The sequence below is a fragment of the Sphingomonas sp. OTU376 genome (assembly GCF_038440415.1).
Classification (GTDB): domain Bacteria; phylum Pseudomonadota; class Alphaproteobacteria; order Sphingomonadales; family Sphingomonadaceae; genus Sphingomonas; species Sphingomonas kyeonggiensis_A.
The window spans coordinates 1-23,803 of sequence record NZ_JASATQ010000009.1 but is presented as its reverse complement, the minus strand read 5'-3'; the positions used below and the strand labels follow the sequence as shown (position 1 = coordinate 23,803).

The following is a 23,803-nucleotide window of genomic DNA, read 5'->3' as shown; positions in this document are numbered from 1 at the left end:
TTTGCGAACGCGTGTCAGCCTGGATTGGTGCCGAACAACGCTCCCACTCCTGCGGTGACAGCCATCGCTACGGCTCCCCAGAACACCACCCGCATCACCGCTCGGCCGATGCCGGCGCCGCCGGTGCGGGCGCCCAGCGCGCCGAGCAGGGCAAGACAGAGCAACGAGGCGATGAATACGGCTGGAATCACCATCGCAGTCGGGGCAAGCAGCGCGACCAGCAAGGGCGCGGCGGCACCGACCGCGAATGTAAGCGCCGATGTTATTCCCGCCTGGACCGGCCGAGCGGCAAGATGACTGGTGATGCCGAGCTCATCGCGTGCGTGGGCCTCCAGAGCATCATGCGCCATCATCTGGGCCGCAACATCGCGGGCAAGCTTCTCTTCGACCCCGCGAGAGATATAGATCTGGCTAAGCTCCTCCAGCTCCATCTCGGGCATTTCTGCGAGTTCGGTCCGCTCGCGATCAAGATCGGCTCTCTCGGTATCTGCCTGCGAGCTCACGGAGACATATTCGCCTGCAGCCATCGAAAGTGCGCCGGCAAGCAAGGCTGCCACGCCCGCGACCAGGATCGCATACCGGTCCGGCGCTGCCGCAGCAACGCCGACGATCAGGCTTGCTGTGGAGACGATACCGTCATTCGCGCCAAGCACCGCCGCGCGCAGCCAACCGATCCGAGAGACCAGGTGACGCTCGAGGTGGCGCTTGCTGCGCATCAGATATCCTGCACCAGGCGACCATACAGCTCCGGGCGGCGATCGCGGAAGAAGCCGAAGGCGGCGCGGTGGCGCTTGGCCAGCGTGAGGTCGATCTTGGCGGTGATCACGCCCTCTTCTTCGCGGTCGAGTTCGGCCAGGATGTCGCCGCGCTCGTCGGTGATGAAGCTGGTGCCATAGAAGGTCTGGCCATGCTCGGTGCCGATGCGGTTGGCGGCGACCACGGGGACGACGTTCGACACGGCATGGCCCACCATTGCCCGGCGCCACAGGCGCGCGGTGTCGAGGCTGTCGTCATGCGGCTCGCTGCCGATCGCGGTCGGGTAGAACAGGATGTCGGCGCCCATCAGCATCATCGCGCGCGCGGTCTCGGGATACCATTGATCCCAGCACACCCCGACGCCGAGCGTGGTCTTGTCGGGACCGTTCCAAACCTTGAACCCGGTATTGCCGGGGCGGAAGTAGAACTTTTCCTCGTAACCGGGGCCGTCGGGGATGTGGCTCTTGCGATAGACGCCGGCGATCTTGCCGTCCGGATCGATCATCGCGAGGCTGTTGTAGTAATGATGACCGTCCATCTCGAAGAAGCTGGTCGGGATGTGGATCTTCAGCTCGCGCGCCAGTTCCTGCATCGCCAGGACCGACTTGTGCTCGGAGGTGGGCTTCGCATTGGCGAACAGGCCCTCGTCCTCGACCCGGCAGAAATATTCGCCTTCGAACAGTTCGGGCGGCAGCACCACCTGCGCGCCGCGCGAGGCCGCCTCGCGGACAAGCCGCGACACGTTCGCGATGTTCGCGTCGATATTGTCGGAAAAGGCGAGCTGCAGGGCGGCGACGGTGATCTCGGTCATGGCGCGCCATGTAGTGCGGTCGAGGGGGATTCGCTACCCGATCCGTTCCCCACTTCGTCACCCTGAACGTGTTTCAGGGTCCAAGGTTGGGCCGGGCCGTGGCCTGGAGGATCGGGCGGTGTCGTCAGCCGCACGTTGGATGCTGAAACAAGTTCAGCATGACAGGGTATTTTGGGATCGGGTAAGCACCCACCCGATGCTCAACCGCCCTTTGCTCATCGCGCTGATCGCCGGCTTCCTCTCCGCTACCGGATTCGCCCCGCTCGACTGGTGGCCGGTAACGCTGATCTGCCTCGCGGTGCTGCTGCACCTCACCTGGCACGCGCCGACGACGAAGAGCGCGCTGCTGCGCGGCTGGCTGTTCGGGGTCGGGCATTTCACCCTCGGCAATAACTGGATCCAGCACGCCTTCGATTTCCAGGACAAGATGCCGCCGGTGCTCGGCTATTTCGCGGTGGTGCTGCTGGCGCTCTATCTGGCGGTGTATCCGGCGGTGGCCATGGGCCTGGCCTGGCGCTTCACCCGGCTGGTCAAGGCGCGCTGGGACGAGCCGGACCTCGGCTTTGTCCTTGCCGCCGCCGGCGCCTGGATCGTCACCGAATATCTGCGCGGCACGCTGTTCACCGGCTATCCCTGGAACCCGATGGGCGTGATCTGGGTGCCGACGCCGATCGCGCAGCTCGCGGCATTCACCGGCACCTATGCGCTGTCGGGCGTCACCCTGCTCGCCGCCGGCGCGCTCTATCTTGCCAGCCAGCACCAGTATCGCGCGCCCTTGGCCACTGCCGCTTTGCTGCTGGTCGCCGGCTTCGCGCTGAATCCCGGTCGTCCGGCCGAGGATATGAGCCGCCCGCATGTCCGCATCGTCCAGCCCAATATCGGCCAGGTGGGCGTGGATCAGCCCGACTATGCACCGCGGGTGCTCAACAAGCTGGCGGACTGGAGCGGCCAGCCGGGCGCGGTGCCGCGACTGGTCGTCTGGCCCGAGGGCATGGTCAACTACCTGATCGAGGACGGCTATCCCAAGGCCTATTACCGCGACGCCGATCCCCGCTGGGTGCGCGGGCGGATCGGCGGGCTGCTGGGGCCGCGGGATCGCGTGATGGTCGGCGGCAACGCGCTGATCTTCTCGGAAGGCAAGCTTGCCGGCGTCGGCAATTCGGTATGGACGGTCGATTCCGCCGGGATGCTCGGCAAGCGCTACGACAAGGCGCATCTGGTGCCCTATGGCGAATATCTGCCGATGCGCACGCTACTCGCGCCGCTCGGCCTCGCTCGGGTGGTGATGGGCGACTTCGATTTCCTGCCCGGCCCGGGCCCGCAGACGCTGGACGTGCCGGGATTCGGCAAGTCGGGCGTGGCGATCTGCTACGAGATCATCTTCTCCGGCCAGATCATCGATCAGCGCAACCGGCCCGATTTCCTGTTCAATCCTTCCAACGATGCCTGGTTCGGCAGCTGGGGGCCGGTGCAGCATCTGGCGCAGGCAAGGCTACGCGCGATCGAGGAGGGGCTGCCGATCCTGCGCGCCACGCCTACCGGCATTTCCGCGATCATCGATGCGCGCGGCCGCCTGCTCGGCACGGTGCCGGCGGAGCAGGAAGGAGCGATCGAAGCGCCGCTCCCGCGGGCGGCGCCGCCGACTCTGTTCTCCCGCCTGGGCAACTGGCTGGCGCTGCTCGCCGCGCTCGCTTGCGTAGTGTTGGCAATTGCCTTCCGGCGTCTGGCCCGCTAGGGCAGGATATAAGGAAAGCTTTATATGGCATGGCAACGGCCGCGCTTTCCTCCCATTGTCTGAGGAAAACCATGCGTTCCAACTATCTCTTCACGTCCGAATCGGTCTCGGAAGGCCATCCCGACAAGGTGGCCGACCAGATTTCCGACGCCATCGTCGATCTGTTCCTCTCGAAGGACCCCGAAGCCCGCATCGCCTGCGAAACGCTGACCACCACCCAGCTGGTCGTCCTCGCCGGTGAAATCCGCGGCAAGGGCATCATGGACACCGAGGGCAACTGGGCCCCGGGCGTGCAGGAAGAGGTCGAGAAGACCGTCCGCGACACCGTCAAGCGCATCGGCTACGAGCAGGACGGCTTCCACTGGGAGAGCTTCCGCTTCGAGAACAACCTGCACCCGCAGTCGGCGCATATCGCGCAGGGCGTGGATGCTTCGGGCAACAAGGACGAAGGCGCCGGCGATCAGGGCATCATGTTCGGTTTCGCCACCGACGAGACCCCGGATCTGATGCCGGCGACGCTCGACTACAGCCACAAGATCCTCGCCAAGATGGCGGCCGACCGTCACTCGGGCGCCGCGCCGTTCCTCGAGCCGGACGCCAAGAGCCAGGTCACGCTGCGCTTCGAAAATGGCGTGCCGGTTGCGGCCACCGCGATCGTCGTCTCGACCCAGCACGGCAAGGGCTATGACGAAGGCGACAAGGAAGCCGAGCTCAAGGCCTATGTGAAGAAGGTCGTCGCGGACGTGATCCCGGCGGCGCTGCTTTCGGACGCCACCGAGTACCACATCAACCCGACCGGCTCGTTCGAGATCGGTGGTCCGGACGGCGACGCGGGCGTCACCGGCCGCAAGATCATCGTCGATACCTATGGCGGCGCGGCTCCGCACGGCGGCGGCGCCTTCTCGGGCAAGGACCCGACCAAGGTCGACCGTTCGGCGGCGTACATCACCCGCTATCTCGCCAAGAACATCGTCGCCGCCGGCCTCGCCAAGCGCGTGACGATCCAGCTGGCCTATGCCATCGGCGTGTCGAAGCCGCTGTCGCTCTATGTCGACACCCACGGCACCGGCACCGTCGCCGACGACAAGATCGAAGCCGCGATCGCGGGCATCGAGAAGCTGGGCGGCCTCACCCCGCGCGGCATCCGCACGCATCTGCAGCTCAACAAGCCGATCTACAGCAAGACCGCGGCTTATGGTCACTTCGGCCGCAAGCCGGAAGGCGACTTCTTCCCCTGGGAGAAGACCGACCTGGTCGAGGACCTCAAGGCCGCCCTGGCCTGATCCTTCGCTTCGGCAAGTCATGAGGAGCCCCGCGCCGGACCACCGGCGCGGGGCTTTTTCTTTGTCCGGGCGCGTTGCTGAGAAGCATGCGGGAAGCGACTGAGATCGGCGCATATCTGCTCGACGCCGCGACAAAATCCGCTGCGCGCGGCTCCGTATTCGTCCCGAGGCGCCTATAAAGCACTGAGCAACCGCAATTCTTCATCAGGAAGGAATGGAAAGGAGCGAGTCGGTGGAGACGGAGAATTCGATGATGGGTCCGGAAGCCGGGGCAGCATCCGCAGGTGCCAGCGCGGGCCTCGCGATCGCCTTCCAGCCCATCGCGGAGATCGCCGGCAGCCGCATCCACGCCTATGAGGCGCAGGTGCTGCGCAACGGCGCGCCGGCCGCGCAGGATTTCGACCAGCTCTCGGCCGAGCAGCGCGGCGATGTCGATCGCCGCTGCGCCGTCGCCGCGATCCGCTGGGCCGCCACGGCCGGCTTCGCCACTTCGGGCGGCCGCCTCGCCATTCCGTTGAGCGCGCCCGCGATCGGCGATCCCGCCGAGCATATCCAGCCCGCGCTGCTCACCGCCCGCCAGTACGGCATCGTCGCGGAGCGGCTGGTGTTCTCGCTGCATCACTATCAGTCGATCACCAACTCGCAGCTTGCCGACATCATGCATGTCTTCAACAAGCTCGGCCCGGTCGTCGCGTTCCACGGCATCGGCCCGAACGAGTCGGGCCTCGCCGCCTGCGGCAAGTTCGCCCCACACATGGTGACGATCGAGCCGGACCTGGTCAGCAATGTCGGTTCCAGCTGGTCGCGCCGGATCGCGATGGAAGACCTTGTCCGTCGCATGCAGAGCCTCGGCCTGCGCATCGTCGCGGCGGGCGTGGACAGCGAATCGGCCTATGAGCGGCTGCGCAGCTTCGGCGTGCCGCTGGTCCAGGGCAGCTATGTCGGCGCACCGGTTGCCGGCATCCTGCCCCAGACGGCGACGCGCAACGCCGCCTGATTCGCGGGCGCTCCGGACAAAAATCTGCAATAAAACCCAAAGGCTTGCGGCTCCTGGCCCGCATCCGTGCGCTACGGCCTGTGCGCTTCGCCGGCCCGCGACTCGCGGGAATCCGCGGTTCAAGCGGAATCATGCGAGTCGCGCTTGGTAGAATCCCCATGGGGGGAATCCCCCTTCGCAACCGCACGGAATGGAGTTGGTATCGTTAACCATCTTTAAAGGGGCTCAGAAAGGAAGCTCCATGCACGCCGATCCTGTTTCGCACGCCAGTCAGCCCGGTCTCGCCATCGCCTTCCAGCCGATGGTCGCCACCGCCACCGGCCTGCCCTTCGCCTGGGCCGTCATCGCCACCGCCCAGGGCCGCAGCTTCCCGCAGATCGCCGCCGCGCTTGCCCCCGCGGACCGCCCCCGCCTCGAGATGGCGCGAATCAGCGCCGCCATCGCCGGCGCGGTCGATGCCGGTCTGCTCGAGGGCGAGGCGCTGCTCGCCATCCCGGTCGGCGCCGCGCATGGCGCGCCCGACGCGCTGCTCGCCCATCTCTTCCGCACCGCGATCGAGCACCGCGTGCCGGTCGACCGCATCGTCGTCGAGATCAATGCCGACGAGCGCGGGGATCTCAACCATGTCGCCGGCCTCGCCCAGGCATGCGTCGATCGCGGCATCGCCATCGCGTTCGACAGCTTCGCCGTCGGCCCGCTCGCCGTCCGCCTGCTCGGCCGCTTCACCCCGCGCTTCGTCAAGCTCGACTCGGGGCTGGTCCGCAACATCTCCGACAGCAGCTCGCGCCGCGTGATCGTCGAGGGCGTGCTCCGGCTCGCTCGCAACATGGACGTGACGCTGATCGCCAACGGCATCGTCCGCCGCGAGGATCTCGCGATGCTCGGCACCATGGGCATCCGCCACATGCAGGGCGACTGGATCGCGCCGGCGATGGCGCACCCGCTGCCGCGCCCGCACATCGCCCGCCGCGAACCGCGTGTCACCGTGCCCCAGCATCGCCGCCTTGCCGCGCACCAGCGCAGCGGGGCCACCCGTCCCGTTGCCGCCGCGTCGATCGCCCAGGCGCTCTAAAGCTTGTTCTCTCCGCGCGGCACGCTAACAGGCGGCCCGTGTCCGATCCCGTTTCCATCCGCCGCCTCTATGGCCGCCGCCAGGGCCACAAGCTCCGCCAGGGCCAGTCCGAGCTCGTCGAGGCGCTGCTGCCCCAGCTGAGCGTGCCCGAATCCGGCCCGCTCGATTCCCAGATCCTCTTCGGCGACAGCCGGCCGCTCGAATTCGAGATCGGCTTCGGCGCGGGCGAGCATCTCGCCGGCCAGGCGACCGCGCGGCCCGATCACGGCTTTATCGGCTGCGAGCCCTTCCTCAACGGCGTCGTCGGCGCGCTCGGCCATATCCGAGACGGCGCGCTGCAGAATGTCCGCCTGCACATGGGCGATGCGCTCGAAGTGCTCGAGCGGCTGCCCGATGCCAGCCTCGACCGGCTCTATCTCCTCCACCCCGATCCCTGGCGGAAGGCCCGCCACGCCAAGCGCCGCATGGTCAATCACGGCCCGATGGACATCATCGCCGCCAAGCTGAAGCCGGGCTGCGAGTTCCGCCTCGGCACCGATCATCCGGTCTATGTCCGCTGGGCGATGATGATCATGAACCAGCGCCGCGATTTCGAGTGGCAGGCGAAGACCGCGCAGGACTTCCTCACCCGCCCTGACGACTGGCCCGAGACGCGGTATGAGCGCAAGGCGCGGCGGCTCGGCCACGAAGTCTGGTACTTCCGCTACATCCGGGTCTGAACAGGGGAGGGGAGATGATGGACCGCAGGACCCTGCTCGGCGCCGCCGCCGCCGCTTCCGTCGCTCCCGTGCCCGCCTTCGCCGCCGATGACGAGCGCTGGCTGAAGATCGCCGCCCAGTACGATATCACCCGCAAGGTCGTGCAGCTCGAGCATGGCAATTGGGGCATGATGGCCCGGCCGGTGCTTGCCGCCTATCGTGCCAATGTCGAGCGGGTGAACCGCGACACCAGCTTCTATGCCCGGCGCGAGATGCCCGGCGAGATCGAGGCGATCCGCGCCCGGGTAGCCGCGACGCTCGGCGTGGCGACGGGAGAGATCGCCTTCACCCGCAACGCCACCGAAGCGATGCGCGCGCTGATCCTCGGCTACAACAAGCTGCGCCCCGGCGACGCGGTGCTCCATGCCGATCTCGATTATGATTCGATGCAGGCCTGCATGGAGAGCCTGCACGCCCGGCGCGGAGTGGAGGTGGTGAAGATCGCGCTGCCCGAGCCGGCCACCTATCAGTCGGTGATCGATGCCTATGCCAAGGCGTTCATCGCGCATCCGAACCTGCGCATGGTGCTGCTCACCCATGTCAGCCACCGGACCGGGCTGGTCCTGCCGGTCGCAGACATCGCGGCGATGGCGGAGCTGCACGGGATCGATGTGATCGTCGATGCCGCGCACAGCGTCGGCCAGCTCGATTTCAGGCTGCCGGAGCTCGGCGCCGACTTCATCGGCATCAACCTGCACAAATGGTTCGGCGCGCCGCTGGGCGTCGGGGCGATCGTGATCCGCGGCGGACGGCTGGCGGACATCGATGTCGACCCTGCCGAACTCGGCGCGGAGCCGGCCGACATCCGCAGCCGCGTGCATACCGGCACGCTCGATTTCGCGGCGCAACTCACCGTGCCGGCCGCGCTCGATTTTCATGAGAGCATCGGGATCAAGGCCAAGGCGGCCCGTCTCCAGATGCTGCGCTGTCGCTGGGCGCTGCTGGCGCGCGAGATGAAGGGGATCGAAGTGCTCACCCCCGACGATCCTCTCTTCTTCGGCGCGATCACGGCGTTCCGGCTGAAGGGGCAGACCAGCCATGCGGCCAATGTCGCGCTGGCGAAGCGGCTGCTCGACGAACATGGCATCTTCACCGTCCATCGCGACGGCCTGGCCTCGGGCAGCTGCGTGCGGGTGACGCCGGCGCTGGCGACGACGATCGATGAGGTCGATCGCTTCGTGGAAGCGCTGCGGAAGATCGCGGGCTAGCCTGCGCCGCGTCATCCATCATCCCGGCGAAGCAGGGATCTCGTGCGGCTCCTTCCCGGCGCCTTCGCCTGAGGTCCCGGCGTGCGCCGGGATGACGATATTGGCGCCGGTGCGGCAGCCTATTGGCTGCTCGCCTCCAGCTTGGCGCGATCCCGGATCGTGATCCCGCGCGCGCCCATCAGGTTGATCGCGCCTTCCGCCTTGAGCTTGCTCAGCTGGCGGCTCACCGTTTCGATCGTCAGCCCCAGCACGTCGGCCATCTCGCCGCGGGTGAGCGGCAGGTCGAAGGTCACCGGACCGAAGGCGGTGGCGCGGCAGCCATGCGAGCGATCGGCCAGGTCGAGCAGGAAGCCCGCCAGCTTCTCGCGTGCCGAGAGCCGGGCGAGCGTCAGCATGCGGGCGCGTGCCTCGTCGAGCGAGGCGAGGGTGCGCTGGAGCAGCAGCCGCTCCATGCGGACATGATCCTCGAGGACGCGCTCGAACGGGCCGCGCGGGAACACGCAGAGCTCGGCCTCGCCCAGTGCGGTCACTGTGAAATCGGCGGTGTTGGCCCAGGGACGGCCGACGAAATCGGCGGGATAGAGCAGACCCACCACCTGTTCGCGCCCGTCGGGGGTGGTCGCGCTCAGCTTGAGCACACCGGAGATCAGATTGGCGCAGACCGGGCTTTCCTCGCCCGCCCAGATCAATGCCTGGCCACGCTGCAGCGTCCGACGCTGGCCGAGCGTGTTGAGCGCGTTCAATTCCGCGTCGTCGAGACTGGCGCATAGCGCCCGGTCGCGCACGGCGCAGTCGGAGCAGATATGGGCAGCGGTCATGCCCCTACTATGGCCGCCATTTGAGAATCGTCAAAGCGGCGGATTGTCCCAGGGGGCATGGCGAACACATTGCCAGCATGGAGCAATGCGATGTTCCTCTACCTAGTCGTCGGCGCCTTCGCGCTTTTCACGGGCGTCGTCGCCTTTCTCAGCATCGAGGACGCGCTCCGCTTCAGCCGGCGCTGAGCCTGTCTCGCTTCTGCCGGTGCGCTTCCACGCGCCGCGCAGCAGCTTGCCGGCCAGCGCGTCGATGCCCGGGCGCACGAACAGCCAGTCGCGGATCGCCGGGCCCTTGGCCGCGCCGATCACCTGCTTGTAGCCGCTGTCGCCCGCACCCCAGTCGACATCGCTGATCCCGTCCTCGATCGCGCGGACCAGGTTGCGATAATAGAGCAGCTTGCCCGGCGAATGCTTGGCGAAGGCTGGGTCATAGCTGTTGGCGATCGCGTATTTGAGTGCGCCGGCGTTCATGTCGAACGAGAAGGCGGAAGGTGCGTCGTCAACGCGCAGCATCGCCGCCCACATCATGCCGGCCAGCACCGGATCCTCCGCCGCCGCGCGCCAGAAGGCGCCGTGGCCGGTCGTGGTGAACTTGGCGTCCGATCCGTCGGTCCGCGCCGCGATCCAGCTCTTCTCCTCGATCTCGGCAAGCGCATCGAACGCGGCGGCGTTCCAGTCGCCACCGCTGACGAAGCTCCAGTCGAGTGCGCCATGGCTGCCGAGATGCTTCTCGTGGAAGCGGTTCTTCTTCAGCGTCGAGTTGCGCGGCCAGGTGCCTTCGGCGCGTTCGGCGGCAATATCGAGCGCGAAGCTGTCCGCCACGAAGCGGTCGAGCAGCGCCCAGCCCTGGTTGCGCGCTGCTTCCTTGAACAACTCCAGTCCCGGATCGCCGTCATAGACCGGGCCGACGCGCAGCGCCCGGGCCTCGCGGGCCAGGCGGGGGAGCAGGGCCTCGACGGCTTCCACTCCGGCATCCTCGCGCACGGGAAAGCTGCGGAACGGCCAGTAGCAGCCTGGAATGGCGACGAGCTTCGCCCAGGCCGGGCCGGCGGGGACGATCGGCAGCGCGGCGACGGGTTCGCCCTCGCGCGACACGGTGATCGTGCGGGCATGGCCACCATAGGCGCGCAGCCCCGCGGCGAACCAGCCATAGCGCAGGAATCGGTGCGACGGCGCCGCGCGCGTCGCTACTGCGTCGATCGCGCCGGACAGGCCGTCCACGCAATCGACGGTGAGCGCCGGCGGCAGGCGCGTGAATTCCTCGAGCAGCATCGGCTTCGACATGCGGTGCTTGTACTACGCTACCCGTTACCAAGCGGTGATGACGGGTTTTGGCGTGTGGTTCCGGATCCCACTGCTATCCTCCCCCGGAGGGGGAGGGGGACCAGCGAAGCTGGTGGAGGGGTATTCTCCACGGGCTTTGAAGCTTGAGGCGCGCTACCCCTCCACCACCGCTTCGCGGCGGTCCCCCTCCCCCTCCGGGGGAGGATTAGGTTGCACCTGGATGCCCCTCAGCCCTCCCGCACCCAGCCCCGCGCCTCCTCCACCGCATCGGGCTTGAACAGCTTCACCTCGGCCGAGACCATCATGCTGCCTGCCCGGGTCGCCATTTCGATCCAGCCGCTGTCGGTGACGATCGCGGCGCGGCGGATCTTGCCCATGTGCGTGGCGCCCCAGCTTATGTCCTTCCACCAGGCGCCCAGCTCCATGGAGAAATTACGGATCACCGCAAGCGCCGAAAGGCTGCCCTTGTCCGCGATCACCGCTTCCATCGCGGCTACGCCCGCATCATAGTCCGCGCGGGTCACACCGCCATCGACAAGGAACTCGACGACGCCTGCCTGCGTATCGGTCTCGAAGGTCATCATCGCGTCTTCACTCCTCGTTTCGCACCCGGCATAAGGATAACGATGGAAGGCCCCTATCTCTCCACGGTCTCCGAGACCATCCAGGCCGCGATCGCACCGGTGTTCCTGCTCGCGGGCATCGGGGCGTTCCTCAACGTGATGGTCGGGCGGCTTGCCCGGATCGTCGATCGCGCGCGCAACATCGAGCAGCTTCACCCGCGCTCGACCGGGCCCGAGCATGACCGCCATGTCTGGGAACTGCGCATCATCGATCGCCGCATCTCGGTCATCAACAACGCGATCTTCCTGTGCACCGCCAGCGCGCTGGCGATCTGTCTCGTCGTCGCGATGATGTTCGTCGCGCGGCTGACCAATCTCCATGTCGGCATCTGGGTGGCGTCGAGCTTCATCATCTCGATGCTCCTCCTGATGGCCGGGCTGATCTATTTCCTGGTCGAGGTGCGCATGTCGCTCGAGGCGATCCATGTGCGCGAGGAACTTCTCGAGCTCGAGAAGAAGCGGTAACCGTCGCCGGGGCGACGGGTTACTTGCGCGGCCCCAGGTCCGCCGGGATCGTCGGCAGATATTGCGGCACCACCCGGGCGTGCGTGGCCTGCTCATAGGCATAGCCGGCCATGAGCAGCAGCCCGTCCGAATAGGCCGTGCCGATGAACGAAAGCCCGGCCGGCAACCCGTTCACCAGCCCCATCGGCACGGTGAGGTGCGGATAGCCCGACACCGCCGGCAATTCGCTCGCCGAAGGACCCTGGAACTGGTCGCCATGGGCCGGATCGCTCAGCCAGGGCGTGCCATAGGTCGGGGTGACGAGGATCTGCACGCCACCGGCGGCCAGCATCGCGTCGATCCCCTCCGGTCCCGCCATCCGTGCCGATTTCTCGCGCGCCGCCTTGTAGTCGGGATCGTCGAGCCCCTTGGTCTTCTCGGCCTTGAGGAAGGTCTCCTGCCCGAAAAACGGCATCTCGCTCGCCTTGTTCGCTTCGTTGAACGCGATCAGGTCGGCGAGCGTCTTCGGGCCCACGCTGGCCGGCGTGGTGGCGAGATAGGCCGCCATGTCGGCCTTGAGCTCGGTGTAGAGCACCAGCCCCTCGGCCTCGCCCAGCCCCTTCAATTCGGGCATCTTCACTTCGACCAGCACCGCGCCCGCCGCGGTAAGCTCCTCGAGCGCCTTGTCGAAGCGCGCGGCGAGGTCGGCGGCCATCTCGGGCTTCCAATAGCCGATCTTCATGCCCTTCAGCGCATCGGGGCTGAGGCCGGCGGCATAGTCCGCCTTGTGCTTGTCGGCATCCTTGGTCGCCGGATCGCCGGGGTCGCTGCCGATCATCGCGCCGAACAGGATCGCCGCGTCCTTGACCGTCCGCGCCATCGGCCCGGGCGTATCCTGGCTATGGCTGATCGGCACCACCCCGGTGCGGCTGATCAGGCCGAGCGTGGGCTTGAGGCCCACCAGCCCGTTCATCGCCGCAGGGCACACCACCGATCCGTCGGTCTCGGTGCCCACCGCCGCCGCCGCGAGGCTTGCCGCCACCGCCGCGCCCGAACCGCTCGACGAGCCGCAGGCCGAGCGATCGAGCGCATAGGGGTTCCTGACCAGCCCGCCGACCGCGCTCCACCCGCTCATCGAATGGTTCGAGCGGATGTTCGCCCATTCGCTGAGGTTGGTCTTGCCGAGGATCACCGCGCCTTTCGCCCGCAGCTTCGCCACCAGCGGCGCGTCGCGGCCGGTATCGTTGTTGGCAAGCGCCAGGCTGCCCGCGGTGGTGGGCATGTTCTGCGTCTCGATATTGTCCTTGATCAGCACCGGGATGCCGTCGAGCGGCCCCAGCGTCTTGCCCGCCTTGCGCCGGTCGTCGCTGGCGCGGCCGTCATAGCGCAGGTCCTTGGCCGGCGCGGTGACGATCACCGAGCGCAGCGTCGGCCCGTCGCGGTCCACCTTGCCGATCCGCTCGACATAGAGGTCGGCGAGCTTCCACGCCTCGACCTTGCCGGCGGCGAGCATCGCCTGCAGCTCGTCGATCGACTTCTCGACGACAAGGTTGGCCGGATTGTCGTCGGTGCTGACCACCACCGCGTCGGCGGGCAGCGGCGTCGGGGTAATCACCGGCGCGGCCCCGGGCGCCGGAGCGGGCGCTTCCTGTGCCCAAGCGGGCGATGCCCAGGCAAGTGCCACCGCCAAAGCCGTCAGTCCCGTGCGCATATGCCGTCCCCGAATCTCGTTTCGCGACCAGCCTTAGCGCCCCACTCCTCGCGCTGGAAGGGTAGCCGCTAGCGCCCAAGCTCCACCTTCGCCTCCACCGACATGCCCGGCCGCAGCCGGCCGGCCAGCGGCTGGTCCGGGTCGATCCGGATCCGCACCGCGATCCGCTGCGGGATCTTCACGAAATTGCCCGTGGCATTGTCGCTGCGGATCACCGCGAACTCCGACCCCGCCGCCGGCGCCAGCTGCTCGACCACCCCGGTCAGCCGCGCCCCGCCCAGCGCGTCCACCTTGAAGCTCGCCTTCGCGCCCGGCCGGATCTTCGCGGTCTGCGCTTCCTTGAAGTTCGCGGTCACCCAGAGCGTCTGCGGCACCAGCGCCATCAGCTGAGTGCCGGCGGTGACATATTGCCCCTGCCGTCCGCCGATCTCGCCCAGCTGCCCGGCCACCGGGGCGCGGATCACCGTATTGGCCAGGTCGATCTCGGCCAGGCGCAGCGCGGCCTTGGCGGCGTCGACCGAGGCGACCAGCCCGCTTTTGCTCACATCGACGCTGCGGATGTCCTGCGTCGCCACCGTCCGCGCCGCCTGGGCCTGCGCCACCGCCGACTGGGCGGTGCGCAGCGTGGCGAGCGCCGCATCGCGGTCCTTGCGCGTGACGAAGCCGTCCTTCGCCAGCGCGTCGATCCGGGCATAATCGGCCTGCGCCTTGGCGAGTTGCGCCTGGGCCGAGGCGACCGCTGCCTGCTGCGATCCCAGGGTCGCGGTCTTCGACGCCACCTGCTGCGGATTGTTGGCGAGCGCCGCATCGGCGCTGGCGACATTCGCCTTCGCCTGGTCGACCCGCTGGGCGTAGATCCGGTCGTCGATCGTCGCCAGCACGTCGCCGGCCTTCACCCGCGCGAAATCCTGTACCGGCACGCTGGTCAGATAGCCGCTCACCTGCGGGCTGATGATCGTCACCTGCCCGCGGACATAGGCATTCTCGGTCGACTGGCTGCGCCCGCCGAACGGCCATGCCTGCCACGCCATCAGCACCGCGGTCACGCCGATCAGGATCAGCGCCGCCGCGATCGCGATCGAGAGCCAGGAAAGCCTCGGCGGCTTCCAGCGCCGCGCGGCCGCCGCTGGCGCCGGTGGCGGATCGGCGCCTTCGCTGGTTGCCGGAGGGGCCGGTTCTTGCCCGTCTGCCATCAGGATGCTCCCGCCTGTTGTTCCGCTGCCCGGCGCAGATTCTCGCGCCGGATCCGGAATATGTGAAAACTCGCCCAGACGATCGTCGCCGCCGCGATCGCCGCGACCAGCAGGAAGGTGTCGTTGTACGCGAGCACATTGGCTTCGCGCGTCACTGTCTGGGTCAGGATCGCCGCGCTCTCGGCCTGGCGCAGTGCCGGGTCGATCAGCACCCGACCATAAGCGGCGGCATATTGCTGCAGCCGCTGCGCCACCAGCGGGTCACCATCCGCCAGCTGCGCGACGATCGCATTGTTATGGGCATGCTCGCGGATCACCTGGAAGGTGCCGAGCATCGCGCTGCCGAACAGCCCGCCCAGATTCTGGGTGATGCCGAACAGCGCCGAGAAGCTGACGAAATGGGTCGGCCCTTCCTTGAGCGCCCGGGTCAGCCCGATCAGCAGCGCCGGGCCGATGAACAGCGCGCTGGCGAAACCCATCAGCGCCTGGCTGAAATAGAAGTCGTGCGGCCGGGTCAGGCTGGTCGATCCCGAATCGATCAGCGCACCGACGCAGATCAGCGCCAGCGCCACCAGGATCGGCCCACCCAGGAAATTGGGATCGATGGTCAGCGCGCCGATCACGATGCCGGCCAACGTGGCGAGCAGCACCACCAGATAGAGCATCCGCATCTGGTCATTGCCCATGCCGAGCACGGTCAGCAGGCCCGATGCCCCGATCGACTGCTCCGAAAGCACCACCCGGGTCAGGATCGAGACGAGCGCGAAGCGCACGATGTCGCCACTGCCCAGCCAGCGGGTGTTGAGCAGCGGATTGCTGCGGTTATGCTCGATCACCACCGCGATCGGGATCAGCACGATCGCCCCGATCAGCGCCGGCGCTACCCAGGGCGCCTCGAACCACCAGACCGACCGGCCCAGCCCGAGCACCGCGCAGAGCAATGCGATGCCCACCGCGAAGATCGGGAAGGTCACGAAGTCGAGCGGCTCGAACGCCTTCATCCGCTCGACCGGGGGCAGCACCAGCAGCCGCACCCCGGCCAGGCAGAACAGCGCCAGCCCCAGCTCGAACAGATACATGGTCTGCCAGCGATCGGGCTCGAAGGCCTCGCTGGGGAACAGCCGGGCCAGCGGCACGGCGATCTGCGGCAGCGATACGGCGAGCACGATGCCCTTCAGCCGGTGCTCGGGCGTCCAGGCCTGCACCATGTAGAGCAGCCCCACCGTGCTGCATGCCGCCGCCGCGATCCCGCTGATCGCGCGCACCGCGACGGCGCTGGCGAAGCTGTGGACCAGCAGGTGCGAGGCGGTGGTCAGCGCGAAGGCGATCAGGAAGATCTGGGTGAACAGCCTTATGCCGAATTGCTGGCGGAACTTGATGAGCACCATGTTGGCGCAGACATTGGTCATCACATAGGCGGTCGGCAGCCACTGGATCTCGGCCGAATAGAGCCCCAGCGATCCCTGCAGCGTGGTCAGGTTGGCGGTGACGATCGCATTGCCCAGCGAGCCCGAAATCACCACCAGCACCGCTACCGAGAAATAGGCGATGCGCCGCGACAGCGGGTGCCAGGGGGTGGGCGGCGATCCGGGGATGGGCGAGCGTTCGTGCGGCGCCGGTTGCCAGGCGTCCCGATCCTCCGCTTCTGCCCCGTTCGTTGCCATCCCGATATAATTCCGCATGCGGCGGAACGATCCGCAAGCGCACCTTGGTATAGTCGCATGGCTGCGGCGCAATCAGCAATTGCCGCGCGGTGTAGTACGCCGTCGCTCATTGGGGTGAGCGGGCATCCGGGCACCCGGTTCCCCGGCGAAAGCCGGGGCCCAGGGTTTCTTTGCCATGCTGCGTGTGACCCCGGGCTTCGGCTTTCGCCGGGAACAATCGGACAGCCACCATCTGCGGTGCTTCCGAACGGTCAACCACAAGCCCTTGTGGTCGCCATGAGTCCTCCACGTTAAAAAAATTTACGTTCCGCGTTCGTTCCCTTGCCTTTCGGAAACCCTAGGAAAGTCCGCGCGTCGCGGCATTGCAGCAGTTGCGCAGCTGCTGTGAAGCGAGTCATTTTAGCGACGAAGCGTTGTGGATATTAACCATTTCGGCTCTTGTGCCCGGACTCGGTTTGGCACAATCTGTTGTGGTTGCACTGAGGGGCAAGCTCAAGCACTGGTGGACTCTCCGCCGCATACCCATATGCGGAAGGGGTCGACTCGTGCCTGGGACGAGGTGTGATGGACATGTTTTGTTCTTCGCGATCGACCGAGCCGGTGATAGTATCGGCGCCCCTTGAGTCGGGATTTGATGTCTCTCCAATGCGAGAGGCGCGTGAAGCTTTATCAGGGGTGTTGTCATGGAATTCAGGGACACGGAAAACAGCGTGAACGATACCGTCGCCGAAGCCCCCACCGCTGCCGTCAAGGCCGCCACGGATGCGGCAGCCAAGGCCGCTGCCGAGAAGGCCGCGCCCAAGCTGCGCAAGAAGACCGATTCCAAGACCGTCGCGCCGCGTGCGTATGATGTCGAGGTCGATCATTCGCGTGACGCGCTGCTCACCGAGTTCGGCAAGGAAACGCTGCGCGACCGCTATCTGCTGCCTGGCGAGAATTTCCAGGACCTGTTCGTGCGCGTCGCCTCGGCCTATGCCGACAATCAGGCGCACGCCCAGCGCATCTACGACTATATCTCGAAGCTGTGGTTCATGCCCGCCACTCCCGTTCTGTCGAACGGCGGCACCGGCCGCGGCCTGCCGATCTCCTGCTTCCTCAATTCGGTGCCGGACAGCCTGAACGGCATCGTCGACACCTGGAACGAGAATGTCTGGCTGGCCTCGCGCGGCGGCGGCATCGGCACCTATTGGGGTTCGGTGCGTGGCATCGGCGAGCCGGTCGGCCTCAACGGCAAGACCTCGGGCATCATCCCGTTCGTCCGCGTGATGGATTCGCTGACGCTGGCGATCTCGCAGGGCTCGCTGCGCCGCGGTTCGGCCGCCTGCTATCTCGACATCTCGCACCCGGAGATCGAGGAGTTCCTCGAGATCCGCAAGCCGTCGGGCGACTTCAACCGCAAGGCGCTGAACCTGCACCACGGCGTGCTGATCCCCGACGCGTTCATGGAAGCGGTGCGCAACGGCGAGGAGTGGGTGCTGCGTTCGCCCAAGGACCAGTCCGAGCGCGGCAAGGTCGATGCGCGCGCTCTGTTCCAGAAGCTGGTCGAGACCCGTCTCGCCACCGGCGAGCCGTACATCGTGTTCAGCGATCACGTGAACTCGAACATGCCCAAGCATCACCGTGATCTGGGCCTCAAGGTCTCGACCTCGAACCTCTGTTCGGAAATCACGCTGCCGACGGGCAAGGACCATCTGGGCAATGAGCGCACCGCCGTGTGCTGCCTCTCGTCGCTCAACATGGAAACCTGGGATCAGTGGAAGGACGACAAGAACCTGATCGAGGACGTGATGCGCTTCCTCGACAACGTCCTGCAGGATTATATCGACCGCGCCGAGCCCGGCATGGAGAAGGCCGCCTATTCGGCCAGCCGCGAGCGTAGCGTCGGCCTCGGCGTGATGGGCTTCCACTCCTTCCTCCAGGCACGCGGCATCCCGTTCGAAGGCGCCATGGCCAAGAGCTGGAACCTGCGGATGTTCAAGCACATCAAGGCGCAGGTCGATCAGGCCTCGATGGCGCTCGCCGTCGAGCGCGGCCCGTGCCCGGACGCGGCCGACATGGGCGTGATGGAGCGTTTCTCGTGCAAGATGGCGATCGCGCCGACCGCGTCGATCTCGATCATCTGCGGCGGCACCTCGGCCTGCATCGAGCCGATCCCGGCCAACATCTACACGCACAAGACGCTGTCGGGCTCCTTCTCGGTCAAGAACCCGTATCTGGAGAAGCTGCTCTCGGAGAAGAGCAAGAACTCGGATGCGGTGTGGAACTCGATCCTCGAGCAGGGCGGCTCGGTCCAGCACCTCGACTTTCTCACGCCGGAAGAGAAGGACGTCTACAAGACGAGCTTCGAGATCGATCAGCGCTGGCTGCTCGAACTCGCCGGCGACCGCACGCCCTATATCGACCAGGCGCAGTCGCTGAACCTGTTCATCCCGGCCGATGTCGAGAAGTGGGACCTGCTGATGCTCCACTTCCGCGCCTGGGAGCTCGGCATCAAGTCGCTCTATTATCTGCGTTCCAAGTCGGTGCAGCGCGCCGGCTTCGCGGGCGGCGTGGAAGCCGACAACACGATCGACAAGCCGCAGTTCAACCTGGGCGAGTCGACCGATTACGACGAATGCCTGGCGTGCCAGTGAGGCAATAATCCCTCTCCCTCTGGGAGAGGGAGGGAGCCGCGAAGCGGCGGAAGGGTGAGGGCGAGTGCGCCTCTATCAGGATCAACCGTCAGGCACGGTGCCGCAGCTTCGAGAGTTGCGGCGGGGTGCCACGGAAGCTGAGAAGAGGTTGCTTCGCGCGCTGCGCACTGCCTTTCCCGACAGGAAGTGGCGGTTTCAGGCCCCGGTCGGGCCATATCGCGTCGATTTCCTCTGCTTCGCCGAGCGTCTGGTGATCGAGGTGGATGGCGGCCAGCATGCGGAGGCCGTCGAATATGATGCGCGCCGCACGCGCTTTATCGAGTCCGAGGGTTATCGCGTGCTGCGGTTCTGGAACAACGATGTGCTGGAAAACGCCGACGGCGTGATCGCCCAAATTTCCCTCTCCCTTTGGGAGAGGGAAGGGGCCCGCTCGGCGAAGCCGAGTGGGAAGGGTGAGGGTCGCCAATCGCAAGCTGCATCGCGCTCACCCTCACCCCGCGCCGCTTCGCGGCTTGCCCCTCTCCCAAAGGGAGAGGGGTTTTGAGCTCAGGCTTCTTCCTCGAAGATCTCGACCGCCACATCGGCGTTCGCGCTCAGGCGGACCTGATCGCCTTCCACGCCGGCGACCAGGCCGAGCGAGATGTAGTGGTGGTGCCCGGCATGCGAGCCCTCGGCGCCCTCGATCTCGGCCCCGCTATCCTTCTTGGTGAGCTTGATGCGCTCGCCTTCGACATGGTCGACGGTACCGACATGGACGCCGTCGGCGCCGATCACTTCCATATGCTCCTTGATTGCACTCACGTCGGTCATCGCCATTCTCCTTGGGGGACGGTTTCGCACGCTCAACGCGCGCGGCGGGGAAACGATGCAGCCGCGCGTGCAGCCTGTCACTCACCCGTTCGGGGGATTGCATGAAGCCGTTCCGCACTCTGTCCGTCGCCGCCTTCCTGCTGCTCGCCGCCTGCGCGAAGCAGATACCCACGGCCGTCCAGCCCGAGGCGCCGGGCTTCCTGCTCGGCCTCTGGCACGGCTTCATCTTCCCGGTGGCGTGGTTCCTCTCGCTGATCGTGCCCGACGTCGCGGTCTATGCCGTGCCCAACAATGGCGGCTGGTATGATTTCGGCTATTTCCTCGGCATCTGCGTGTTCGGCGTCGGCGCCAATCGCGGCACCCGGGTGACCAGGGTCGTCTACCGCGACCGCACCGTCCGCCGCGGCGACACCACGGTGATCGACCACGAATGACCCGCAGCCTCGCCTTGATGGCCGGCATCGCCGGAGCCGCGGGCGCCGCCGGCCTCACCACGCTGGTGAGGCCCGCCACGGCGCGCGCCGCGCTCGGCCTGCCCGAGGCGGAGGCCACCACCTACGCCCTGCGCATCGCCGGCATGATGCTGCTCGCGCTCGGCCTGTTCCTCGGCGGTTTCGCCGCCGTCTTCACCCTGGCGGGAGGCGCGGCATGACCGCCCCGCTCGCGCCCGCCCTTCCTTCCTTTCCCAAGTTCATCCCGGAGTAACTCCCATGCCGCTTCTCGAAGCCCGCAAGACCTACAAGCCCTTCGAATATCCCTGGGCGTTCGATTTCTGGAAGCGCCAGCAGCAGATCCACTGGCTGCCCGAGGAAGTGCCGCTGGGCGAGGATTGCCGCGACTGGGCGCAGAAGCTCACCGATCACGAGCGCAACCTGCTCACCCAGATCTTCCGCTTCTTCACCCAAGCCGATGTCGAGGTGCAGGATTGCTACCACGAGAAATACGGCCGCGTGTTCAAGCCGACCGAGATCAAGATGATGCTGACCGCGTTCAGCAACATGGAGACGGTCCACATCGCCGCCTATTCGCACCTGCTCGACACGATCGGCATGCCCGAGACCGAATATGCCGCCTTCCTCCAGTACAAGGAGATGAAGGACAAGCATGACTATCTCAGCACCTTCGGCGTCGACAGCGACGAGGATATCGCCAAGACGCTCGCCATGTTCGGCGGCTTCACGGAAGGGCTGCAGCTCTTCGCCAGCTTCGCGATGCTGATGAACTTCCCGCGCTTCAACAAGATGAAGGGCATGGGCCAGATCGTCAGCTGGTCGGTCCGCGACGAGAGCCTGCACTGCGAAGGCATCATCAAGCTGTTCCACGCCTTCTGCAAGGAGCGCAACTGCCTCACCCCCGCGGTCCGCGACGACATCCTCGACATGTGCCAGAAGACGGTGCGCATCGAGGACGCGTTCATCGACCTCGTCTTCGAGATGGGCCCGGTCAACGGCATGACGCCCAAGGAGATCAAGAAGTATGTCCGCTACATCGCGGACTGGCGCCTGGGCCAGCTCGGCATGAAGCCGATCTACATGGTCGAGGAGCACCCGCTCCCCTGGCTCGCCCCGCTGCTCAACGGCGTCGAGCACGCCAACTTCTTCGAGACCCGCGCCACCGAATATTCAAAGGCAGCGACCCGCGGCAACTGGGGCGAGGTCTGGGATTCGTTCGACAAGCGCCAGAAGGCCAAGGCCACCCCGGTGGCCAATGAGGACGCGGCCGAAGGCGGGCCGGACATGTTCTCGGGGTCCGGGGTTGCGGCGGAGTAAAGGGAAGACGAGGCGAATTCGATGTGGAACTGGCTAATAAGCCCAGCCGGTTCGGCATCACTTGGCCTTGTCGGCTTGGCTCTGGGAATTCTTGGCTTCGGACTAACCGTGTGGGGGCTAAGGCTAACGTATTTGCAGGCGAAAGATGCAAAGCGATCAGCAGACCAAGCAACCACAGCGGCAGATGCGGCGAAAGACGCTGTTCAATCGTTCCGGTTTAAATTGGATAGGTACAGCGCTTATCGAGATATATCCGAGGCGGAATTCGCCATGGATGCCTGTAAGCGGCACTTGGAAGCTGAAAGTTGGAGGCATGCATCGGATAGCTACGACCTTGCGAGGAAGGCTATGATTCGGGTTCAACATGCATCTTTAGGATTGTCTGAAGGTATGATGGATCAGATACGCCAGATATCTGAGCATACTACTTCGTTTTGTAATAAGGTTGATGCAGCCCTTGCTGGCAAGGGCGCGTTTCCTAACGCAGTGAAGGTCGCTTCTACAATTAGGTCTAATTACGAGACCTTGTCGGCGATTAAGATTATCCTTGAAAAGGATATTGGATGATGGCCACGCTCAAGGAAAAATATCAAACTCTCGTGCGCCGTCTTTTTGAAAAGACGATGTCTGGTGATGTTGATTGGGAAATTGGTTTTAATAACGATCTATATTGTACGCTTTCTGGTAGATACGTATATCTGAAATATACTAGGGATGCGGATGGTGAGCCCCTTGAGATATTGGAGCTAAAAGATAGTTCTGATCAGATTGTGGATAGTTTTAACGACACAGATATAACAGATATGGTTGATGGTTACGAGGGTATTGCTAATTACTATCAGTTGATGTCTGTTCTCCGCCGGTCAGCTCGGAGGAAGGCTGTTGGTGCCGATAAAGCGCTTGATGATATCCTTCGGGGGCTAGGTGGTGAATAATACGGGTGGCAATATGTTTGGGTTGTGATGGCTGGTATTTCCAACCGTGTCCCCCAAGCAACACCCCCACCGCAATCAAACCCACCCCGCAACCTACTGACTCCTCGCGCATTTCCCATACAGCCCCGCCGCCAGCGCCCGCGTATCCAGGGCGGCATTGGCGGGGCGTGTGTCTGAAGTAATCACGAGGTTTCCCCCAACATGCGTAACATCCTCGCCGCCGCGGCATTCGCCGCGCTGCCCTTCGCCGTCCCCGCCGCCCAGGCGCAGGACACGGACAGCACCGCCACCACCACCAGCGTCGCCGAGACCGCGCCCGACGGCACCCGCGCCTTCGGGATCGAGCCCTATGTCGGCATCCTTGGCGGCTATGAGCGGTTCGACGAGCAGGCCAATGCCGGCATCCCGCTCCCGGCCGATGGCAAGGCCTATGACGGCGGCCTCGTCCAGGGCGTCGCCGGCATCAACGTGCCGCTTGGCCCGGTCTTCATCGGCGCCGAAGGCAATGTCGTGAAGGGCTTCAAGGGCGATATCGACTGGGAATATGGCGCCGCCGGCCGCTTCGGCCTGCGCGCGGGCGAGAGCGGCATGATTTATGGCAAGGTCGGCTATCAATGGGTCAATTTCGCCGCGCTCGGCGACAATAGCCGCGATTTCCACGCGATGACCTATGGCGCCGGCGTCGAGGTCGGCCCCAAGGACATCGGCCTGGGCGGCCTCACCGGCAATAGCGGCGTGCGCCTGCGCATGGAGATCAACACCTTCGGCGACGCCAAGAGCTTCCGCCCGATGGCCGGCGTGATCGCGCACTTCTAAGTCCCGAAAAGGCGGCGCAGGGCTCCGGCCCGCGCCGCCCCCGTTTCGGTGCCAATAAACCTGTCGGTATCGGCCCCGGCCGCTTGAGCCGGCCCCCGCAGCCGATAGCCTGATCGCTCCACCAATCGGAGGAGTGCATCGATGAAGAAGAAGATCGCAGTTGCCGCGCTGTTCGCGCTGTCGGCCCTCGCGCCCTCGGTCGCCCTGGCGTTCGACGATCCGCTCCCGCCGGGCTGCTTCTACGTGCTGGGCAAGCTGATCTGCGTCGACATGCCGATGGGCTGATCCGCGCGGGCGGGCGGGCCACCCGGTTCGCCCGCCACTATCCGGCCGTCGCGCCCTTTTCGGTATTCACCCCCTTCTGGGCCCCCGCGCAAACCCGGGGCCCCGGGTTTTGAGGCCGGTGGCGGGGGGGCGCGGGGCCCCGCGGGTGGGGGGGGGGGGGTTTGGGGCCCCGGGCTAGGGGGGGGGGTGCCCTGCCAG

Annotated in this window: 25 protein-coding genes; 16 read left to right on the top strand and 9 right to left on the bottom strand. The window is 66.0% G+C overall.

What is annotated here, in order from left to right; translation table 11 throughout:
* Positions 1-14: 14 nt before the first annotated feature.
* Complete coding sequence (locus tag AAHM44_RS05940; RefSeq protein WP_342249351.1) at positions 15-716, bottom strand: VIT1/CCC1 transporter family protein; 702 nt, start codon at positions 714-716, stop codon at positions 15-17.
* On the bottom strand, positions 716-1,567 hold the full coding sequence (gene aguB, locus AAHM44_RS05935; protein ID WP_269573836.1) for an N-carbamoylputrescine amidase: 852 nt from the start codon (positions 1,565-1,567) through the stop codon (positions 716-718). The genes AAHM44_RS05940 and aguB overlap by 1 nt, the downstream gene beginning before the upstream one ends.
* 196 nt (positions 1,568-1,763) lie before the next feature.
* Here aguB and lnt point away from each other — a divergent pair, with 196 nt between their 5' ends.
* The 6 genes from lnt (at position 1,764) to AAHM44_RS05905 (ending at position 8,620) form a co-directional block, all read left to right on the top strand.
* A complete protein-coding gene (gene lnt, locus AAHM44_RS05930) occupies positions 1,764-3,302 on the top strand; it encodes an apolipoprotein N-acyltransferase (RefSeq protein WP_342249350.1) in 1,539 nt (512 codons plus the stop codon).
* Positions 3,303-3,373: 71 nt separating this feature from the next.
* A complete protein-coding gene (gene metK, locus AAHM44_RS05925; protein ID WP_184161484.1) occupies positions 3,374-4,585 on the top strand; it encodes a methionine adenosyltransferase in 1,212 nt (403 codons plus the stop codon).
* Positions 4,586-4,817: 232 nt separating this feature from the next.
* On the top strand, positions 4,818-5,582 hold the full coding sequence (locus AAHM44_RS05920) for an EAL domain-containing protein (RefSeq protein WP_269573838.1): 765 nt from the start codon (positions 4,818-4,820) through the stop codon (positions 5,580-5,582).
* Between the two features lie 241 nt (positions 5,583-5,823).
* Positions 5,824-6,654, top strand: a complete 831-nt coding sequence (locus AAHM44_RS05915) for an EAL domain-containing protein (RefSeq protein WP_269573839.1) — start codon at positions 5,824-5,826, stop codon at positions 6,652-6,654.
* Between the two features lie 38 nt (positions 6,655-6,692).
* The gene (gene trmB / locus AAHM44_RS05910) at positions 6,693-7,373 is read left to right on the top strand and encodes a tRNA (guanine(46)-N(7))-methyltransferase TrmB (protein ID WP_342249349.1); all 681 of its coding nucleotides are present in this window, start codon (positions 6,693-6,695) and stop codon (positions 7,371-7,373) included.
* Between the two features lie 17 nt (positions 7,374-7,390).
* Positions 7,391-8,620 carry an aminotransferase class V-fold PLP-dependent enzyme gene (locus AAHM44_RS05905; RefSeq protein WP_342249348.1) on the top strand — a complete coding sequence of 410 codons (1,230 nt, stop codon included), beginning with the start codon at positions 7,391-7,393 and terminating at the stop codon, positions 8,618-8,620.
* A gap of 119 nt (positions 8,621-8,739) precedes the next feature.
* On the opposite strand, the gene AAHM44_RS05900 is transcribed toward AAHM44_RS05905, so the two are convergent.
* The 3 genes from AAHM44_RS05900 to AAHM44_RS05890 form a co-directional block, all read right to left on the bottom strand.
* Positions 8,740-9,438, bottom strand: a complete 699-nt coding sequence (locus AAHM44_RS05900) for a Crp/Fnr family transcriptional regulator (protein WP_184161470.1) — start codon at positions 9,436-9,438, stop codon at positions 8,740-8,742.
* A 102-nt stretch (positions 9,439-9,540) separates the two neighbouring features.
* On the bottom strand, positions 9,541-10,722 hold the full coding sequence (locus tag AAHM44_RS05895; RefSeq protein ID WP_184161467.1) for a GNAT family N-acetyltransferase: 1,182 nt from the start codon (positions 10,720-10,722) through the stop codon (positions 9,541-9,543).
* A gap of 227 nt (positions 10,723-10,949) precedes the next feature.
* Positions 10,950-11,303 (bottom strand): STAS/SEC14 domain-containing protein, encoded by a 354-nt coding sequence (locus tag AAHM44_RS05890; protein ID WP_342249347.1) that lies wholly within the window; start codon positions 11,301-11,303, stop codon positions 10,950-10,952.
* Between the two features lie 45 nt (positions 11,304-11,348).
* Here AAHM44_RS05890 and AAHM44_RS05885 point away from each other — a divergent pair, with 45 nt between their 5' ends.
* Positions 11,349-11,810, top strand: a complete 462-nt coding sequence (locus tag AAHM44_RS05885) for a DUF2721 domain-containing protein (protein ID WP_184161462.1) — start codon at positions 11,349-11,351, stop codon at positions 11,808-11,810.
* 19 nt (positions 11,811-11,829) lie between these two features.
* On the opposite strand, the gene AAHM44_RS05880 is transcribed toward AAHM44_RS05885, so the two are convergent.
* From AAHM44_RS05880 to AAHM44_RS05870, 3 genes are all read right to left on the bottom strand, one after another.
* Positions 11,830-13,500 carry an amidase gene (locus tag AAHM44_RS05880; RefSeq protein WP_269573844.1) on the bottom strand — a complete coding sequence of 557 codons (1,671 nt, stop codon included), beginning with the start codon at positions 13,498-13,500 and terminating at the stop codon, positions 11,830-11,832.
* Between the two features lie 68 nt (positions 13,501-13,568).
* Complete coding sequence (locus AAHM44_RS05875; protein WP_342249346.1) at positions 13,569-14,693, bottom strand: HlyD family secretion protein; 1,125 nt, start codon at positions 14,691-14,693, stop codon at positions 13,569-13,571.
* Positions 14,693-16,357, bottom strand: a complete 1,665-nt coding sequence (locus AAHM44_RS05870) for an MFS transporter (protein WP_342249345.1) — start codon at positions 16,355-16,357, stop codon at positions 14,693-14,695. The genes AAHM44_RS05875 and AAHM44_RS05870 overlap by 1 nt, the downstream gene beginning before the upstream one ends.
* Before the next feature lie 683 nt (positions 16,358-17,040).
* Between AAHM44_RS05870 and AAHM44_RS05865 the strand changes: the two genes are divergently transcribed.
* On the top strand, positions 17,041-18,990 hold the full coding sequence (locus AAHM44_RS05865; protein WP_184161451.1) for a ribonucleoside-diphosphate reductase subunit alpha: 1,950 nt from the start codon (positions 17,041-17,043) through the stop codon (positions 18,988-18,990).
* Positions 18,991-19,054: 64 nt separating this feature from the next.
* On the top strand, positions 19,055-19,534 hold the full coding sequence (locus AAHM44_RS05860; protein WP_269573847.1) for an endonuclease domain-containing protein: 480 nt from the start codon (positions 19,055-19,057) through the stop codon (positions 19,532-19,534).
* A 2-nt stretch (positions 19,535-19,536) separates the two neighbouring features.
* On the opposite strand, the gene AAHM44_RS05855 is transcribed toward AAHM44_RS05860, so the two are convergent.
* Positions 19,537-19,800: a DUF2171 domain-containing protein gene (locus AAHM44_RS05855; RefSeq protein ID WP_184161445.1), complete on the bottom strand. Its 264-nt coding sequence runs from the start codon at positions 19,798-19,800 to the stop codon at positions 19,537-19,539.
* Positions 19,801-19,901: 101 nt separating this feature from the next.
* Between AAHM44_RS05855 and AAHM44_RS05850 the strand changes: the two genes are divergently transcribed.
* The 7 genes from AAHM44_RS05850 (at position 19,902) to AAHM44_RS05820 (ending at position 23,605) form a co-directional block, all read left to right on the top strand.
* Entirely contained in the window at positions 19,902-20,234 is a 333-nt protein-coding gene (locus AAHM44_RS05850) for a hypothetical protein (protein WP_342249344.1), read from the top strand.
* Positions 20,231-20,452 carry a hypothetical protein gene (locus tag AAHM44_RS05845; protein ID WP_342249343.1) on the top strand — a complete coding sequence of 74 codons (222 nt, stop codon included), beginning with the start codon at positions 20,231-20,233 and terminating at the stop codon, positions 20,450-20,452. Before AAHM44_RS05850 ends, AAHM44_RS05845 begins: the two co-directional genes overlap by 4 nt.
* Before the next feature lie 58 nt (positions 20,453-20,510).
* Positions 20,511-21,569: a ribonucleotide-diphosphate reductase subunit beta gene (locus AAHM44_RS05840; protein ID WP_342249342.1), complete on the top strand. Its 1,059-nt coding sequence runs from the start codon at positions 20,511-20,513 to the stop codon at positions 21,567-21,569.
* A gap of 21 nt (positions 21,570-21,590) precedes the next feature.
* Positions 21,591-22,136 carry a hypothetical protein gene (locus AAHM44_RS05835; RefSeq protein ID WP_342249341.1) on the top strand — a complete coding sequence of 182 codons (546 nt, stop codon included), beginning with the start codon at positions 21,591-21,593 and terminating at the stop codon, positions 22,134-22,136.
* Entirely contained in the window at positions 22,136-22,504 is a 369-nt protein-coding gene (locus AAHM44_RS05830; protein ID WP_342249340.1) for a hypothetical protein, read from the top strand. The genes AAHM44_RS05835 and AAHM44_RS05830 overlap by 1 nt, the downstream gene beginning before the upstream one ends.
* Before the next feature lie 201 nt (positions 22,505-22,705).
* Positions 22,706-23,320, top strand: coding sequence for an opacity protein (locus AAHM44_RS05825; protein WP_342249339.1), 615 nt, complete (start codon positions 22,706-22,708; stop codon positions 23,318-23,320).
* A gap of 141 nt (positions 23,321-23,461) precedes the next feature.
* A complete protein-coding gene (locus AAHM44_RS05820; protein ID WP_342249338.1) occupies positions 23,462-23,605 on the top strand; it encodes a hypothetical protein in 144 nt (47 codons plus the stop codon).
* Positions 23,606-23,803 lie beyond the last annotated feature (198 nt).